The organism is Streptomyces sp. NPDC001933 (assembly GCF_042890955.1).
GTDB lineage: Bacteria > Actinomycetota > Actinomycetes > Streptomycetales > Streptomycetaceae > Streptomyces.
On record NZ_JBIASS010000004.1, the window covers coordinates 135,027 to 151,538 of the forward strand.

Annotated in this window: 14 protein-coding genes; 9 read left to right on the forward strand and 5 right to left on the reverse strand. The window is 70.3% G+C overall.

Annotation, left to right across the window (positions count from 1 at the left end; all coding sequences use genetic code 11):
- The first annotated feature begins 210 nt into the window (after positions 1-210).
- From ACFYY7_RS11680 to lysA, 7 genes are all read left to right on the forward strand, one after another.
- Complete coding sequence (locus ACFYY7_RS11680; RefSeq protein WP_388660116.1) at positions 211-1,653, forward strand: serine/threonine-protein kinase; 1,443 nt, start codon at positions 211-213, stop codon at positions 1,651-1,653.
- A 278-nt stretch (positions 1,654-1,931) separates the two neighbouring features.
- The gene (locus ACFYY7_RS11685) at positions 1,932-2,393 is read left to right on the forward strand and encodes a nuclear transport factor 2 family protein (RefSeq protein ID WP_388660118.1); all 462 of its coding nucleotides are present in this window, start codon (positions 1,932-1,934) and stop codon (positions 2,391-2,393) included.
- Positions 2,394-2,514: 121 nt separating this feature from the next.
- Positions 2,515-3,051 (forward strand): hypothetical protein, encoded by a 537-nt coding sequence (locus ACFYY7_RS11690; RefSeq protein ID WP_388660121.1) that lies wholly within the window; start codon positions 2,515-2,517, stop codon positions 3,049-3,051.
- 861 nt (positions 3,052-3,912) lie between these two features.
- Positions 3,913-4,206 (forward strand): ArsR/SmtB family transcription factor, encoded by a 294-nt coding sequence (locus ACFYY7_RS11695; RefSeq protein WP_388660123.1) that lies wholly within the window; start codon positions 3,913-3,915, stop codon positions 4,204-4,206.
- Positions 4,203-4,589 (forward strand): VOC family protein, encoded by a 387-nt coding sequence (locus ACFYY7_RS11700; RefSeq protein WP_388660126.1) that lies wholly within the window; start codon positions 4,203-4,205, stop codon positions 4,587-4,589. Before ACFYY7_RS11695 ends, ACFYY7_RS11700 begins: the two co-directional genes overlap by 4 nt.
- A 178-nt stretch (positions 4,590-4,767) precedes the next feature.
- Positions 4,768-5,157 (forward strand): SAV_915 family protein, encoded by a 390-nt coding sequence (locus ACFYY7_RS11705; protein ID WP_388660129.1) that lies wholly within the window; start codon positions 4,768-4,770, stop codon positions 5,155-5,157.
- 9 nt (positions 5,158-5,166) lie between these two features.
- Entirely contained in the window at positions 5,167-6,543 is a 1,377-nt protein-coding gene (gene lysA, locus ACFYY7_RS11710) for a diaminopimelate decarboxylase (RefSeq protein WP_388660132.1), read from the forward strand.
- 81 nt (positions 6,544-6,624) lie between these two features.
- Here the strand turns inward: lysA and ACFYY7_RS11715 are convergent, their stop codons facing one another.
- From ACFYY7_RS11715 to ACFYY7_RS11735, 5 genes are all read right to left on the reverse strand, one after another.
- On the reverse strand, positions 6,625-7,632 hold the full coding sequence (locus ACFYY7_RS11715) for an ABC transporter ATP-binding protein (RefSeq protein ID WP_388660135.1): 1,008 nt from the start codon (positions 7,630-7,632) through the stop codon (positions 6,625-6,627).
- The gene (locus tag ACFYY7_RS11720; protein WP_388660138.1) at positions 7,629-8,642 is read right to left on the reverse strand and encodes an ABC transporter ATP-binding protein; all 1,014 of its coding nucleotides are present in this window, start codon (positions 8,640-8,642) and stop codon (positions 7,629-7,631) included. The genes ACFYY7_RS11715 and ACFYY7_RS11720 overlap by 4 nt, the downstream gene beginning before the upstream one ends.
- Positions 8,642-9,643 carry an ABC transporter permease gene (locus ACFYY7_RS11725; protein WP_351252220.1) on the reverse strand — a complete coding sequence of 334 codons (1,002 nt, stop codon included), beginning with the start codon at positions 9,641-9,643 and terminating at the stop codon, positions 8,642-8,644. Before ACFYY7_RS11725 ends, ACFYY7_RS11720 begins: the two co-directional genes overlap by 1 nt.
- A gap of 66 nt (positions 9,644-9,709) precedes the next feature.
- Positions 9,710-11,428 carry an ABC transporter substrate-binding protein gene (locus ACFYY7_RS11730; RefSeq protein WP_388660141.1) on the reverse strand — a complete coding sequence of 573 codons (1,719 nt, stop codon included), beginning with the start codon at positions 11,426-11,428 and terminating at the stop codon, positions 9,710-9,712.
- Between the two features lie 45 nt (positions 11,429-11,473).
- Positions 11,474-12,481 (reverse strand): ABC transporter permease, encoded by a 1,008-nt coding sequence (locus ACFYY7_RS11735; protein ID WP_388661070.1) that lies wholly within the window; start codon positions 12,479-12,481, stop codon positions 11,474-11,476.
- A gap of 344 nt (positions 12,482-12,825) precedes the next feature.
- Here ACFYY7_RS11735 and ACFYY7_RS11740 point away from each other — a divergent pair, with 344 nt between their 5' ends.
- Positions 12,826-14,292: a chlorohydrolase family protein gene (locus ACFYY7_RS11740; RefSeq protein ID WP_388660144.1), complete on the forward strand. Its 1,467-nt coding sequence runs from the start codon at positions 12,826-12,828 to the stop codon at positions 14,290-14,292.
- A gap of 156 nt (positions 14,293-14,448) precedes the next feature.
- Positions 14,449-16,509, forward strand: coding sequence for a prolyl oligopeptidase family protein (locus ACFYY7_RS11745; RefSeq protein ID WP_388661073.1), 2,061 nt, complete (start codon positions 14,449-14,451; stop codon positions 16,507-16,509).
- Positions 16,510-16,512: the final 3 nt, after the last annotated feature.

Genomic DNA, 16,512 nt, shown 5'->3' on the forward strand with positions numbered 1-16,512 from the left:
CGGGATTGCCGCTCGCCCGGCTGCGCTCTCCGTGCCGCTCGTTCCCGGGCCCGTTCGGGTCGTCAGGTTCCATCTCGGCTCCCTCCATGACAAGCGTGACGCGCCCACGACATACTGCGGTTGCGCGGATCGGCCGTCGAGTGCGCGTCCGGCGAACACAACGCGTGGGGAGTCCGCGGCTTTCGTCGAAACCGAGGGGGCAGGGGGACTGTGGTCGGGGGACGCATCGGTACGTACGTGATCGTGCGCGAGCTGGGCAGCGGGGGCATGGGCTCGGTCTACCTGGGCCGCTCGCGTGCCGGGCGGGCCGTCGCCATCAAGGTGATCAGGGCGGAGTACGCGGCGGACCCGGAGTTCAGGAGACGCTTCCGCAAAGAGGTCGAGGCCGCCGCCAAGGTGGGCGGTTTCCATACGGCGGCGGTCGTCGACGCCGACGCGGACGCCCCGCAGCCGTGGATGGCCAGCGCCTACATCGAAGGCCCGACACTGGCCGACGAGGTCGCCCGGCGCGGCCCGCTGGACGAGCGGAGACTCTGGGCGCTGGCCGCCGCGCTCGCGGAGGCGCTTCAGGCCATCCACGCCTGCGGTCTGGTCCACCGTGACCTCAAGCCGGGCAACATCGTCCTCGCCGAGGACGGCCCCCGGGTACTGGACTTCGGCATCGCCCGTGCCGTGGAGGGCACCCGGCTGACCGCCGACCGGGCGGCCATCGGAACGCCCGGGTTCATCGCTCCCGAGCAGGCCCAGGGGCTCGAAGTCACCGGCGCCTGCGACGTGTTCGCGCTGGGGGCGGTGCTGGTCGCGGCGGCGGGCGGCAGCGCGTTCGGGGAGGGGCAGGTCTTCGGGCTGCTGTACCGCGCGGTCCACGAGGAGGCGGATGTCTCCGCGATCCCCGCGGACCTGCGGCCCCTCGTCGCCGCCTGTTTGCGGAAGGAGCCCGAACTGCGGCCCACCCCCGAGCAGTTGCTGGTCGCGTGCGCCGACCGGATCGACCTGACCGTCGTGGCGCCCGGTGAACCCGCACCGACGCCACCACCGCCCACGCCCCCGGCACCGGCCCGGCCCCGCGCGGCGACTCCGCTCCGGCCACCGGGGCAGGCCGCGCTCCGGCGCCGCTCCGCCGCCCGCTCCGGGTCCGAGCCCATCGCCTCCTACCTCCGCAGCAGGCGGAGCCGGAGGGTACTGATCCTGCGGAACGCGCTGATCATGCTCGCCTTCGCCGGAATCGCGGCGATCGGCGATCTGCTCCACATCGGTGACGGGGCGAGGGCATCGGCCGGGTTCGTCGCGTTCCTGATGCTGCTGCGGCTCTTCGGCCTGCTGGGCCAGAACGACGGACTCGTGGTGAACGACCTCGGCATCGGAGTCGGCTCGGCCATGAACCTGGCGGTGCTGCGCTGGGCCGACGCCGATGCGGTCGAGCTCGGCCGGCAGGCGGGCGAAACCGTGCTCACGGTGCGGATGCCCCGGGGCCACCGGCTGCCCGAGGCATTCCTGAAACCCCGGTGGGTACGCAGGCGCAAGGACGGAAGCATCCACATCCGGACCGCCTGGCTGACTCCGAGCCCCGGCACGGCGCCCCTTGCCGAAACGGTCCGCTCCTTCGCCACCCGCCATGAGGTACCCGTCACCGAGAACCACGACGGCTCCTAGACGGATGAGCCCGATGTGATCAGTGATCGAAAGCGATGGGTGAACGGTTCACCGGTGCGCCGATCTTGTTGCTGAGCCAGATGTCAGGGCGGTCGTCGCGTCTATCGCGTTCCTCCGGTCCTGTCGTCGATCTCCGCATGGAGTGCGGTCAGGGAAGGTCACCAAGTCGGCTGCTACAAAGGGAACTTGGGGGCCTTCATCGGGTCCGCGCACCCGATGTCCGGGCCCATCGCTCGAATGAGCTCTTCCATGCGTCGACTGAACGGAGTCCCACCGTCATGCCGGACACAACCTCCGCCCACCTCGGCCGCCGTGAGGTCCTGGCCCGCTTCCAGCAGGCGATGCTCGACAAGTCCGCGGACGACCTGGCCGACCTGTACGCGGTCGATGCCGTCCATGAGTTCCCCTTCCTCTCTCCCGGTATGCCGGCGCGTTACGAGGGGCGCGAAGAGATCCGTGCGGGCTATCGAGCGGCCTGGGGCGCAAGTCCGGTGCAGCCGCAGGAGATCCGCGAAGTCGGTGTGCACGAGAGCACCGACCCCGAGGTGATCACCGTCGAGCAGGTCGTCACCGGGACCGTGGCCACGACCGGCAAGTCCTTCAGAATTCCCGGCCTCCTGGTGATCCGGGTCCGAAGCGGTCGGATCGTGCATGTCCGCGACTACATGGACGGGCTCGGCGTGGCTCACGCCATGGACCGACTGGACGCTGTGGTCGCCGGCCCAGGTGACCGCGGCTGAGGCCCCGCTCCGGACTCGTTCCTCCTGTTGCCGTCCTGGGCATGGCGTCGTACGGGCAAGGCGCAGTCGGACTTCGCCCGCCCGGATCGGGTTGTCAGTGGGTGAGGTTAGGGTCACGACCATGGCCAACCGTTCTTACCTCTATTCAGCGGGCACGTTGCCGACCGCGGCGGCGAATCCGGAGAAGATCCGGTGCATCTCCGAGCACAACTGGAGCATTCCGCTGGCGCACAAGCTGCTCGTCGGGCGTGGGACGGACATAGTCCCGTCCATGCTCTGGAACATGCGTATCGGCATCGCGGCGGACTTCGCAGGCGGCGCCGCCCTGCTGGGCGATCTCCTGCGCGTGGTCGGGCAAGGGCTCGCGGACGACGGCGACTTCGCCGAGTGCGTCGCCAGGACCACGGCCCACCTGGACAAGCAGCGGGACACGTACTTCGTGCTGGAGACGGGCGAGATGGTCGCGCTCGGCGACGAGGATCCCGAGGAGGCGGTGCGGTACCTGGTTTCCCGCGACATCCCCGACGCCGTGGCCCGTGCCGAGGCAGCGATCGCCGGGGAGGACGACGTGTGGCTCGCGTCCCTCCGGGCCGACTGGCAGAACCACTTCGCTTCCTTCTACAGCGAGGCGCTCTACTTCTCGTTCCCCGACGAGTAGGACGAGTTCCGAGGCCGCCTGCGACCGCACACCGTCGGCCGTCGCGCTCGAATGCGGTGCACACCGGCTGAGCTACGCGGACCTCGACGTTCGGGCCAATCGGATGGCCCACCACCTGCGTCGGCTCGGGATGGGGGCGGCGGCCGGCGCGACGCTCGTCGCCGGACCGGCCGGCCCCGGACGGCTCGGTACGGAGCTCGCCGATTTCCTCCAGGAGCGCGCTGCGGCTGCGGCTGACGGCCGCCGCGGCCCTGGTCATGGCGGCCGGGCTGGCCGGAGCCGCCGTCCTGCTCGCCGTCTGGCTGCACGGCAGCCTGATCGCCGGTCTCGACCAGACCGCCTTCCAGCGAGCGCAGGTCGTGGCGGCGGACGTGGACACCAACCAGATCGGCGCGGAGGTACCGGCCACCTCCCACGCGGAGACCGCCGTACAGGTCGCCGACGCCAAGGGGAAAGTGGTCGCCAGCTCGGCCAACCTGCCCGGCCTGCCACGGGTGTTCCCTTCCCGGCCAGCCGCTCCGGCACCCCGCGGGCCCACACCGTCCACGACATTCCCCAGCACGAGCATGGAGCCTGGCGCGCCGTCGGCGTCCCCGCGGGCACGCCGGGCAACCCCGTCACGGTGTACATGGCCCTGCCCACCGAAAGCGTCGACCACGGACTGGCGCAGCTCAATGCGGGCCTGGCCACCGGCGTGCCCTCGCCATCGTCCGCGACATCGTCGAGGCCCACCACGGCACCACCCACATCGAGGACAACCGGCCGGGTACCCGGCTGATCGTCCTGCTGCCGGTCGCAGGACGGTAGGTGTCAGAGGCCCCCGTTTGATAGGCAAGTCGATGCTTGCCTATGGTGTGGGGCGTGGCGGAAGATGTCTTCAAGGCGCTGGCCGACCCGACGCGTCGGCACATCCTCGACGAGCTGGTGGAACGGAACGGCCAGACCCTGTTCGAGATATGCACACGGCTGGTGACCAAGCACGGCCTGGGGCTGTCCCGCCAGGCGATCAGCCAGCATCTGGCCGTACTGGAGTCCGCGGGCCTGGTCCGTACGCGGCGCCAGGGCCGCTACAAGTTCCACGACCTGAACACCCAACCCCTTGAGCGCATCGTGACCCGGTGGCTCAGGCCCGGCAAACCGGAGCGCACCCCATGAGGATCCACCTGACCAGTGTCTTCGTCGACGACCAGGACAAGGCCCTGCGTTTCTATACGGACGTGCTGGGCTTCCTGAAGAAGGCCGAGGTCCCGTTGGGCAAGGACCGGTGGCTGACCGTGGTCTCGCCGGAGGACCCCGACGGCACCGAACTGCTGCTGGAGCCCGACGGCCATCCCGCGGTGAAGCCGTACAAGACGGCGCTGGTCCAGGACGGCATCCCGGCCGCGTCCTTCGCCGTGGACGACGTGAACGCGGAGTTCGACCGGCTGCGCGGGCTCGGGGTGCGCTTCACCCAGGACCCGCTGGAGATGGGCCCGGTCACCACCGCCGTGCTGGACGACACCTGCGGCAACCTGATCCAGATCGTGCACAGCAAGTAGGACCGGATCGGACCGTACGGGCGGTGGCTGTCGTCAACCGCGCGTCAAGGGCCGGACCTGCGGGATCAAGGGACCGCTAACGGAGAGGTCCGGACCTGCAGGAGCGGGCATAGCGTCTTTGCATGCCCCGGATCGCCAGTGGTCCGGGGGCGACGTACCCGCCTCCACGAGGAGTGTCATGAACGACAGCCGGCCTGCCGAGGACCCCGACCCCCTTCGACCGAGCCGGACCGGAGCACTGTTCGTTCCGGTCCGGCCGGGGCCCGAGGGCCACTGCGCCCGCCTCTTCCGTACGCCCCTCGGTGTACGCACCGCCGTCGCCTTCACCGATGACCGGCAGCTGACCCGCACCCTCGGACAGCGCCAGCCCTGGATCCGCCTCTCCGAGCCCGCGCTGCGCGCCCTCGTCGCACCCTTGGGGGTCGTCGATCTCGTCGTCGATCCACTGTTCGCCGTCCCGGCGCCCGGTGCTGCCGCCCCTGCGAGGCGCCCCCGCCGTACGGCCCCCGTGCCACAACACGACCGGCGGACGGCAGCCACCTCCTGCGGCAACCTCCTGATCGGCTGAGGGAACACCATGACCACAACACTGCACGGGCTGCCGACTCCTTCTCCGGCTCCTTCTCCGGCTTCGGTTCCGTCCGTGGCACCGGCCGCCGCGGGACTGTCCGTCTGGCCCGCTTCGGCACGGCTCACCTCCCATGGCGATGTCGCGGTGGGAGGCGTCTCGCTCGTCGAGGCGGCAGAGCGGTTCGGCACACCGGTGTACCTCCTCGACGAGGGCGAAGTACGGGAACGCTGCCGCACCTATCTGCGGTCCTTCCCGGACACCGACGTCGTCTACGCGGCCAAGGCGTTCCTCTGCCGCGCCCTTCTGCACTGGGTGCGGGAGGAGGGCCTCGGTCTGGACGTCTGCTCCGCGGGCGAGCTGGAGTTCGCCGTGACCGCCGGCTTCCCGCCCGACCGCATCGTGCTGCACGGCAACGCCAAGAGCCCGGACGACCTGGAGGCCGCGCTGCGCCTGGGCGTCGGGCGGATCGTCATCGACAGCGCGTGGGAGATCGCCCGGCTGTCCGCGCTCATCCCGGACGGCGCCCGCCAGAAGGTGCTGGTGCGCGTGGTTCCGGGCGTGAGCGCGGGGGGCCACGCCGCGATCCGCACCGGCACGGACGACCAGAAGTTCGGACTGTCGATCAACGACGGGAGCGCCGGGCACGCCGTCGCCCGGATCCTCGACCAGCCACGGCTCGAACTCGTGGGCCTGCACTGCCACATCGGCTCGCAGATCACTACCGTCAAGCCCTACCTGACCGCGCTGCGACGCGTCGTCGGGCTGCTGGCCCAGATCCGCCACCAGCACGGAACGGTGCTGCCGGAACTGGACCTCGGTGGCGGACACGCCGTCGCCTACCGGCCGGGGGAGGCCGCGCTCGACATCCCGACCCTCGGCGCCCGCATCCGTCGCGAACTGGCCGAGAGCTGCGCCGCGGCCGGCATCCCCGTGCCCCGGCTCACCGTCGAGCCCGGCCGTGCGCTGGTCGGGCCGGCAGGCGTCGCGCTGTACCGGGTGCTCGCGGTGAAGAGGACCGGCGACCGCACCTTCGTGGCCGTGGACGGCGGAATGAGCGACAACCCACGGCCCGCGCTGTACGGCGTACGTTACGCACCCCGGCTCGTCGGACGACGCTCGACGGCGGGGCCCTGCACCGCGACCGTCGTCGGCCGGCACTGCGAGGCGGGCGATGTGCTCGCCGCCGATGCGACCATGCCCGGCGACATCCGCCCCGGGGACCTGGTGGCCGTTCCGGTCGCGGGCGCGTACCACCTCTCCATGGCATCCAGTTACAACGCGGTCGGACGTCCGCCGGTGGTCGCCGTCACGGACGGCCGCGCACGGCTGCTGGTCCGCCGTGAATCCCTCGCCGACATGAACGGCCGCGACATCGGTCTGTGAGCCGTGGCCCTTTCCCGGGCATGCCGTGGAAGGGCCCGGTCGCCGGCCGCAGCCGTGGTGGATCCACCGGCCCGGTCCGGCCTAACGGGCCAGGGCCCCGGCGACGGCATCGCTGTGGTGGCAGGCGATGTCGCCGCCTGGCTCACTGTCCGTGCACAACTGCCGCTGTTCCGGGCCGAGAAGCGGATGCGCCGGGCACCGGGACCGGAACACGCAGCCGCTCGGCGGGTCGGCCGGGCTGGGCAGATCGCCGGACAGCCGGATCCGTCCGCTGCGGTCCGCCGTCGGGTCCGGTTGCGGGACGGCCGACAGCAGCGCCCGGGTATAGGGATGCCGAGGGGTGTCGAAGACCCCGGCGGTGTCTCCGTACTCCATGATCCGGCCCAGGTACATCACCGCGATGCGGTCGGCGAAGTGGTCGACCACGGACAGGTCATGGGCTATGAAGAGGTACGCCACCCCGGTGTCCCGCTGGATGTCCTCCAGCAGATTGATCACCTGTGCCTGCACCGAGACGTCCAGCGCGGACACCGGCTCGTCGCAGATGATCAGCTGTGGGTCCAGGGCAAGGGCACGGGCGATGCCCACGCGCTGCTTCTGGCCGCCGGAGAACTCGTGCGGGAAGCGGTTGTAGTGGTCGGGGCGCAGTCCGACCCGGTCCATGAGGTCCCGCACCTTGGCCTTGACGCCGCCGGCCGGTGTGATCCGCTGGGCCACCAGCGGTGCGGCGATCGCACTGCCCACGGACTGGCGCGGGTTGAGTGATGAGGAGGGGTTCTGGAACACCATCTGCACCCGGCGCCGGTATTCCTGCAGTTCGGAGCGGCGCAGTTCGGCGATCTCCCGGCCCTCCAGCCGGATGCTCCCGGACGTGGGCTCCAGCAGCCGCATGAGCAGCCGGCCGGTGGTCGACTTGCCGCAGCCGGACTCGCCCACCAGGCCGAGGGTCTGCCCGGCCCCGACCGAGAAGCTGACACCGTCGACGGCCTTGATCACGCCGCCGCCGGACCGGAAGGCACCGGGGCGGAACGCGCCGGAGCGGATCGGGAAGTGCTTGGTCAGATCGGTGACCTGCAGCAGCGGTGTCATCGGGTCGCCTCTCCGGCCGGTTGCGGGCTCTTCAGGTGGCACCGTGAAAGGTGCCCGTCGGGGCCGGTCAGGGCCGGCCGCCGGGTTCCGCAGGCTCCGTCCGGCACCAGGTGCGTCTTCGGGCAGCGGTCCGCGAACAGACAACCCTCGGGCAGCGCCAGCAGCGACGGCGGGAAGCCCGGGATCGGGCTGAGCCGCTCGGAGCGCCGTGCCAGCGACGGCATGGAGGTCAGCAGCCCCTGGGCGTAGGGGTGTTGTGGTTCGCGGAACAGGTCGGTGACGGTCGCCCGTTCCACGCACTGACCGCCGTACATCACCACGACCTGGTGACACACCTCGGCGACCACACCGAGGTCATGGGTCACCAGGATCACCGAGGCCCCGGTCTCGGCCTGCAACTCGCCCAGCAGATCGAGGATCTGGGCCTGGACGGTGACGTCCAGCGCGGTGGTGGGCTCGTCGGCGATCAGGAGCTCGGGTTCGCAGACCAGCGCCATGGCGATCATCGCGCGTTGCCGCATGCCGCCGGAGAACTCGTGCGGGTACGCGGAGTACCGGCGCGCCGGATCGGGGATCCCGACCCGGCCGAGCATGTCGACGGCGACCGCCGCCGCGGCCTTCCTGGACACGTTGTTGTGCACCCGGTAGGCCTCGGCGATCTGCGCTCCGACCGGGTAGAAGGGGTGCATCGCCGAAAGCGGGTCCTGGAAGATCATCGCGATCCGCTTGCCGCGGTAGGCCCGCATCCCCGCCTCGCCGAGCACATTGAGATCCTGCCCGTCCAGCAGGATCTGCCCGGTGACGGTGGCCGAGGTGCCCTTGAGCAGCCCCATCAGGGCCTGACTCGTGACGGTCTTCCCGGACCCGGATTCGCCGACGATACCGACGGTCTCGCCGCGCGCCAGGGTCAGGTCCATCCCGTTGACCGCGTGCACCACGCCGTCGTCGGTCGGGAAGCTCACCCGCAGGTCGCGGACGGCCAGCAGGGGAGCCGGCTCGGGCGTGGTCATCAGGCCATCCTCACTCGCGGGTCGATCACCGCGTAGGCGATGTCGACCAGGACGTTCGCGACGATGATGAAGAACGCGGCCATCATGGTGATGGCCATGGTGACCGGCAGGTCGCCGGCCTGTGCCGCGTGCACCGCGGTGAATCCGACACCCGGCACCGAGAAGATCTGCTCGGTGAGCACGGCGCCGCCCAGCAGTCCGCCGATGTCGAGGCCCAGCATGGTGACCACCGGGGTGATCCCGGCCCGCGTCCCGTGCTTGAACACGATGCTCCGCCGGGACAGGCCCTTCGAGCGAGCGGTCCGCATGAAGTCCTCGCCGAAGGTCTCCAGCATGTTGCTGCGGGTGACCCGGATGTACTGCGCGCTGAACAGCACGGCCAGTGCCACCCAGGGCAGCAGGTAGTTGAGGAGCCAGCCGCCCGGCCCCGCGGCGCCGAACGGCGAGGCGATCTCGTTGGTGGTGAAGGGCAGCACGTCCAGGGTGCTGACGAACAGCAGCAGCAACAGCAGCCCGGTCACCGGAATGGGCAGCGACACCCCGACCGAGGCGGCGCCGACGATCAGCTTGTCGGTGAGCCGGCCCTTGCGCAGAGCCGCCAGCAGACCGAGCCCGACGCCGGCGACGGTCCACAGCACGATCGCACCGCTGGCCACCGACAGTGTGTAGGGCAGGGCCCGTCCGATGATCGCGGTGACGTCCTCGTTGGTCTGGAACGACTTGCCCAGACAGGGCCACGAGCACAGCGTCTCGGCGCCGGGTGCACCGACCGGGTGGCTGCTCACGAGCCCGGACATGTAGGTGACGTACTGGGTGAGGAACGGCTTGTCCATCCCGAGGGCGACGCGGGCCTCGGCGATGCGCTGCGGAGTGCACTCCTGACCGCAGGCCGCCCCGGCCGGGTCCGCCGGACCGAGCTGGAACAGGGTGAACGTCGCGAAACTGATCACGATCAGCAGCACGATCATCGCGGCGATCCGCCGCAACAGGAAACCGGTCATGGGCGCGGCCCGCCGACTCGGGATGGACTCACCGTTGTGCCTCTCTCGCCTGCTGTCGCGTCGTCGTCAGTGCTCTACGCCGACGACCGACAGGTCGATGGCGCCGAAGAAGTAACCCACCTGCGCGTTACGGACCTTGGAGCCGACCACACTGCTCGTGTAGCTGCGTACCAACGGCACGAGCGGGTAGTCCTGCATGGCCCGGTCGAAGAGGGTGGCCCACTTCTTGCCCAGTTCCTCACTGGTCCCGTTGGTGCCGCGGAGCCGGTACATGGCGCCGGAGATCTCCGGGTCGTGGTAGCGCGGGATGTTGGAGAAGCCGAACGTCTTGCCGTCCAGGCTCGGGCCCAGGTTGGGGTCGATGGTGGTGCGTACGGAGCCGCTGTCCGCGCCGCCGCACCAGCCGCTGCGGGCGATGTCCGGCATCTGGTCACCGGCCAGCACCGTGTAGTAGTTGGCGGCCGGGATCGGGCGCAGCTGCAGGTCGATGCCGAGCGCCTTGAGGTTCTGCTGGAGCACGGTGCCGACGTTCTTGTACCGGGCGTTGGTGTCGGCGTACCCGTACACGAGGGTCTTGGGGACCTTCTTGCCCTTGAGTGCCTTCTTGGCCTCGGCGAGCTTCGGCTTGCCCGTGGGGTCCAGGTCGGTGTGCTGATCGACGTAGCCGCGCTGTGCCGGGTTGATGTAGGACTGGGCCAGCTTGCCGAACCGGCCTCCTCCGTACTGCAGTTGGATGGCGCTCCGGTCGATGGACAGTGCGATCGCCTTGCGTACCAGGGGGTCCTTGATGGTCTCGGTGTTGAGGTTCAGGACGTCCGTGCAGCCCAGCAGACCGGCCGCGGTGCGCGCCTTGACCCGGGGGTCGTTGAGCTTGGCGGCGTCGGAGGCCTGCAGGCCGCCGTTGCTGTCCAGGGTGATCGCGGTCGGGTCCGAGTCGGCGATCAGCTGCTGGCTGATGGTGGCCTGGGCGGTGGACAGGGTGAAGCTGAAGGTGTCCGGGCGGGCGGGCCGGTTCGGATCGGTGGCCGGGTCCCACTGGCTGTTGCGGACCAGCTTCATCGACCGGCCGCGGTCGTACGACGCGATCTTGTACGGGCCGGACGAGACCGGGTGGTTGGTGTAGTCGAGCTTGGTGTCCTTGGCCCGCGGCACCGGCGCCGTGTTCGAGCGCGAGACCAGGGCGGGGAACTCGGCGAACGGCTGCTTGAGGTGGAAGACGACGGTGTGGTCGTCCGGGGTGTCGATGCCCTTGAAGTCACCACCGGTGTAGGGGCCCTTGTACTTGTCGTCCGCGAGCGCGGAGTTCAGCTCCTGCGGTGCCTGGGTGAAGACGTCGCGGGCGTAGGTGCGCTCGACGCCGTACTTGATGTCCTTGCTGGTGATCGGCGTGCCGTCCTCGAACTTCAGCCCCTTCTTCAGGGTGTAGGTCCAGGTGAGGCCGTCGGCGGAGGGCTTGCCCAGGTCGGTGGCGAGATCCGGCACGACGGTCGGCGGCCGGCCCGCGGTCTCCTTCGCCATCGTCAGGGTGCGGTAGTACAGCTGCCCCACATCGGCGGTCTGCACGTAGTTGCTGTTGCCGGGGTCCAGCGTCTGGAAGTCCGAGGACATAAGGACGTTGACGTTCCCGCCCTTGGCGGTGTTCCCCTTCCCGATCGTGACCGGTGCGAAGGCGTCGGCCGGGCGGTCGGAGCCGGAGCCGGGGGCGGGCTTGGCACCGCCGCATGCGGTGAGGGCCAGCCCGGCGGTGACCGTCAGGGCCAGTCCCGCCACGGTGGTTCTCTTCACTGAAGTCTCCTTGCGAGTACGTAAGGGGTGGTGCGGACGGGCGGATCAGCCGCGGGACGACTTGGGGTCCAGCGCGTCGCGGACCGCGTCGCCGAGCAGATTGAAGGCCAGCACGGTGATCACCAGCGCGCCGGCCGGCACCGCCAGGAACCACGGGTCGGACAGGTACCAGTTGCCTGCCTGGGCCGCGTTGAGCATCTGGCCCCAGGACGGAGTGGGGTCCTTGACCCCGACACCGAGGAACGAGAGGGCCGCCTCGGCGGTGATGTTGGTGGGGATCATCATCGTCGCGTAGACCAGCACGACGCCCATGACGTTGGGGATGATCTGCCGGAAGATGATGCTGCGGTGGGAGGCTCCGTAAGCCTGGGCGGCCTCGACGTACTCCTGCTCGCGGATGGAGAGGACCTGGCCGCGCACCACTCGGGCGAGATAGGCCCACCCGAAGAAGCCCAGGATGATCACCAGCGAGGCGATCGGCACCAGGCTGCCCGAGTCGAGGGCGGTGCCCCGCAGCCGGGACTGCAGGATCGGGGTCAGCGACAGCACCAGCAACAGGTGCGGGAAGGCCAGGAACAGATCCATCACCCGGCTGATCACCATGTCGACCTTGCCGCCGAAGTAGCCGGCGGCGGCACCGAGCACGGTGCCCAGGACCACCGAGACCAGGGTGGACAGCAGCGCGATGGTCAGCGAGATCCTGGCGCCGAAGGCCATCCGGGCGAAGATGTCACGGCCCAGGCCCGGTTCGAGGCCGAGCCAGTGCTCGCCGGACGGGAAGCGGTAGTACGGCAGTGGCAGCCCCGGTGTGTAGAGGTCGTCCAGGAAGTCCGGGCCGATCCGGGGGGTGAACGGATCCGAGCCCTCGATGGCGACCAGCACCGGGGCCAGGGCCGCGAACAGCACCATCAGGACCACCACGGCCAACGCGGCGACGGCGATCCGGCTGCGCCGGATCCGGAGCCATGCGGTGCCCAGCAGCGACCGTGCGGTGGCGATCTCCGCCGCCGGAACGCGTCCGGCCGGTATGGCTTCGGCAGCCGGTGGGTTCAGGGTGGCCACCTGTCCGTCAGCGGGCTCCGGCGCGCCGGCGCGAGGCAGTGGGATGGGTGGCTCTTGTGGATCCGGCACGTCGGTCCTTCGGTGCTCGGGGGTGCGAGTTGCCGAGACGGTATACCAAGGATCGCGATTTCTACTAGGGTTCGGCGACATTCGGGGCAACCCGTGCCACGCACCATGGAGCACGTCGAATCTCCGCTGATCTGTGTGTTCTTGGATGCAGTGCGAGGTGTACGAGCGTTGTTCCGAAGGTCTGCCCGGTTCGTGAAGCGCCGATCGCGCGCGGATCACGGGCGGTCTGTTCTGCGATTTGGTGTACCAAACGTGAAAGGGAATCGATGAAGACCCTGGTCACCGCCTCCTGGGTGATAGCCCATGACGGACGCTCGCACGTGGAGATCCCGGACGGCGCCGTGCTGATCGACGGCGACACCGTCGTCGACGTGGGCGATCGCGCCGAACTCGGCCGGCACCGGCCCGACGAACACATCGAGCTGGGCGACGCCGTTGTCACCCCCGGCCTCATCGACCTGGACGCCCTCACCGACATCGACCACCTGATCCTCGACTCATGGGCGTCCCCGGAACTGGCCGACGGCTTCACCTGGTCGGCCGGGTACTTCGCCGCGCCCCGCGCGGTGTTCGACGCCGCCCAGCGGCGCACGGTGCGCGAGTACGCGCTGGTGCAGCTCGCCCTGCACGGCATCACCAGCTACATGCCGATCGCCTCCGAGGTGCACAGCGACTGGGCGGAGACGTACGAGGACTTCGTGGCGATGACCGAGGTCTCCACCCGGCTCGGGCTGCGCGCCTTCCTCGGGCCGTCGTTCCGCTCCGGGGTCAACGTGGTGGGCGCCGACGGCAAGCGCACCGTGATGTTCGACGAGGAGGCGGGCCGGCGCGGCCTGGCCGACGCGCTCCGGTTCCTGGACCACACCGAGCACCTCGCTGATCCCCTGGTGACCGGGGTGCTGCTCCCGTGCCGGATCGAAACCCTGACCCCGGACATGCTCCGCGAGATCGCCGAGGCCGCGCACCGACGAGGCTCGCTGGTGCGCCTGCACGCGCTCCAGGGCCAGTGGGAGCGGGAGTTCGTCCAGCGCACCCACGGCCGCACTCCGTCGCAACTCATCGCGGACTCCGGGCTGTTGTCCGACCGGCTGATCGTGCCGCACGGCGTGGTGCTGGACGTGCACCCCGACGTACTCGGTACCGACACCGGTGATGTGGCCGTACTGGCCGACTCCGGGGTCTCGATCGTGCACTGCCCGCTGACCAACGCCCGGTACGCCCACAACCTGCACACCTTCGCCGGCTACCGCGAGCAGGGGGTCAACCTGTGCCTGGGCACCGACTCCTTCCCGCCGGACCTGATCAGGGGCATCGACGTGGGCACCCAGATCGCCAAGCTCCAGGCCGGTGACCTGGGGCAGGGGCAGCTCACCGGCTACTTCGACGCGCTGTGGACCGGTGGGGCGACCGCGTTGCACCGCCCGGACCTCGGGCGGCTGGCCCCGGGGGCCACCGCCGACCTGGCGGCGTTCGCCCTGGACGACTTCCGCATGGGCGTCACCGAGGACCCGCTGCGCACCCTGGTCCTCAACGGAACCGCCCGCGACGCGGTGCTGACCATGGTCGCGGGCAGGGTGGTCATGCGCGACGGAGCCGTCCCAGGGGTCGACCTCGCCGCGCTGAGGCGGGCCGGCCAGGAACTGTTCGACACGATGCGTGCGGCCTATCCGGAGCGCGACCACCGCCGCCGCCCCGTGGACGAACTGTTTCCGCCGGTGTTTCCGCGCGGGTAGGAGCCAGTGCCGCCGTCACTCACCCTCTTCGGTCTCTTCGGCGGCGTAGTCGTCCAGGATGGCCAGCGCGGCGGCGGTGGCGGCCGGGGACCCGCCGCTGAAGCCCCTGCCCGGTCGGCGGTGCCCAGCGGCGCCGACCGGGCGCGGGACGAGTGGATGTGTTCTCGGTACGCGGGCCGTGCCTGCACAATTCGACTCGTGACTGATGACGATCCGTACCTGTGGCTGGAAGACATCGACGGCGAGGCCGCGCTCGCATGGGTGGCCGAGCGGAACGCCGAGACGGCGGCGGCACTGTCCGCCGACGCCGGGTTCGCCGCCCTGAAGAAGCGCCTGAGAGAGGTGCTGGACGCCTCGGACCGGATTCCCTACACCGTCCGGCGCGGCGCGTTCCTCTACAACTTCTGGCAGGACGCCGGGCAGGTGCGTGGTGTGTGGAGGCGCACGACGCCGGAGCAGTACCGCAAGGAATCGCCCGACTGGGAGGTCCTCCTCGATGTCGACGCGCTCGCCGCGGCGGAGGGCGAGAAGTGGGTGTGGGCGGGCGCGCAGGTGCGCCGCCCCGACCACGACCGGGCACTGGTGTGTCTGTCGCGCGACGGCGGTGACGCCGTCGTGGTCCGCGAGTTCGACCTCGCCACCCGGACCTTCGTCGAGGACGGGTTCCGCGTGGGGGAGGCGAAGACGCGGATCGGATGGATCGACGCCGACACCGTCTTCATCGGCGCGGACCTCGGTCCCGACTCGCTGACCGAGGCCGGCTATCCGCGCACGGTACGCAGATGGCGCCGCGGCACACCCCTGGAAGAGGCCGCGCTGGTCTTCGAGGCCGGGACGGGAGACGTGGCGGCATGGGGACGGCACGACAGCACACCCGGCTTCGAGCGGGACTTCGTCTCCCGGTGGCTGGACTTCTTCCGCAGCGAGACCTACCTCCTGACCCCCGACGCCTCGCTCGTCAGGATCGACGTCCCCGACGACGCCAACGCCTACGCCCACCGCCGCCATCTGATCGTCACCCTGAAGTCCGACTGGCTCGGACAGCCGGCGGGCTCCCTGCTGGCGTTCGACTTCGACGCCTTCCTGGCCGGTGACCGCACCGCACAGGTGCTGTTCACCCCGGACGCGCGGACGGCTCTGGCCGGGCACTCCTGGACCCGCCACCATCTGATCCTGGAGACGATGCGCGACGTCAGCACCCACATCGAGGTCCTGACCCCCACACCCGGAGGCGGATGGGAGCGCAAGCCGCTCGCGGACGTCCCGGCACTCTCCCGCGTCACGGTTGTGGACACCGACCCCGACGTCTCCGACGAGTACTTCCTGGACGTGTCCGGGTTCCTCCAGCCGTCCGCCCTCCACCACGGGCGGATCGGCGCCGAATCCGAGATCCTCAAGCAGGCCCCGGCCCGCTTCGACACGGCCGGCCTGACGGTGGAGCAGTTCTTCGCGCCCTCCCAGGACGGCACCCGGGTGCCCTACTTCGTGATCGGCCCCGGACACTCTCCCGCCACCCCCGGACCCACACTGCTCTACGGCTACGGCGGCTTCGAGGTACCGCTCGTCCCCTCCTACGACGCGGTCACGGGCCGGGCGTGGCTGGAGCGCGGCGGCACCCATGTGATCGCCAACATCCGGGGCGGCGGCGAGTACGGGCCGGACTGGCACCAGGCCGCGCTGGGCGCGGACCGGCCGCGGGCCTTCGAGGACTTCGCGGCCGTCGCGACGGACCTCGTCGCACGCGGCATCACCACCCCGGCCATGCTGGGCGCCGCGGGAGGAAGCAACGGCGGCCTGCTCATGGGCGCGATGCTCACCCGCTACCCGCACCTGTTCGGCGCGATCGTCGCCCAGGTACCGCTGCTGGACATGCTCCGCTTCCACAAGCTCCTGGCCGGCGCGTCCTGGACCGCCGAGTACGGCAACCCGGACAACGAGGCCGACCTCCCGCACCTTCGCGAGCTCTCCCCATACCACCGGCTCACCGCGGACCGGGTCTACCCGCCGGTACTCCTGACCACCTCCACCCGTGACGACCGGGTCCACCCCGGCCATGCCCGAAAGACGGCGGCACGACTGCGCGAACTCGGCCACCCGGTCCTGTTCCACGAGAACACCGGCGGCGGGCACGCCGGCGCCAGCGACAACGAACAGTCCGCCCACAACGAGGCCCTGACGCACACCTTCCTGTGGCAGCACCTGGCGCCACCGGCATAGCCG

What these genes read in the sequence shown, in the direction of transcription:
- ACFYY7_RS11685 (WP_388660118.1), top strand. Translation starts at nt 1,932, where the DNA reads ATGCCGGACACAACCTCCGCCCACCTCGGCCGCCGTGAGGTCCTGGCC.
- ACFYY7_RS11690 (WP_388660121.1), top strand. Translation starts at nt 2,515, where the DNA reads ATGGCCAACCGTTCTTACCTCTATTCAGCGGGCACGTTGCCGACCGCG.
- ACFYY7_RS11700 (WP_388660126.1), top strand. Translation starts at nt 4,203, where the DNA reads ATGAGGATCCACCTGACCAGTGTCTTCGTCGACGACCAGGACAAGGCC.
- ACFYY7_RS11705 (WP_388660129.1), top strand. Translation starts at nt 4,768, where the DNA reads ATGAACGACAGCCGGCCTGCCGAGGACCCCGACCCCCTTCGACCGAGC.
- lysA (WP_388660132.1), top strand. Translation starts at nt 5,167, where the DNA reads ATGACCACAACACTGCACGGGCTGCCGACTCCTTCTCCGGCTCCTTCT.
- ACFYY7_RS11715 (WP_388660135.1), bottom strand. Translation starts at nt 7,632, where the DNA reads ATGACACCGCTGCTGCAGGTCACCGATCTGACCAAGCACTTCCCGATC.
- ACFYY7_RS11720 (WP_388660138.1), bottom strand. Translation starts at nt 8,642, where the DNA reads ATGACCACGCCCGAGCCGGCTCCCCTGCTGGCCGTCCGCGACCTGCGG.
- ACFYY7_RS11725 (WP_351252220.1), bottom strand. Translation starts at nt 9,643, where the DNA reads ATGACCGGTTTCCTGTTGCGGCGGATCGCCGCGATGATCGTGCTGCTG.
- ACFYY7_RS11740 (WP_388660144.1), top strand. Translation starts at nt 12,826, where the DNA reads ATGAAGACCCTGGTCACCGCCTCCTGGGTGATAGCCCATGACGGACGC.
- ACFYY7_RS11745 (WP_388661073.1), top strand. Translation starts at nt 14,449, where the DNA reads ATGTGTTCTCGGTACGCGGGCCGTGCCTGCACAATTCGACTCGTGACT.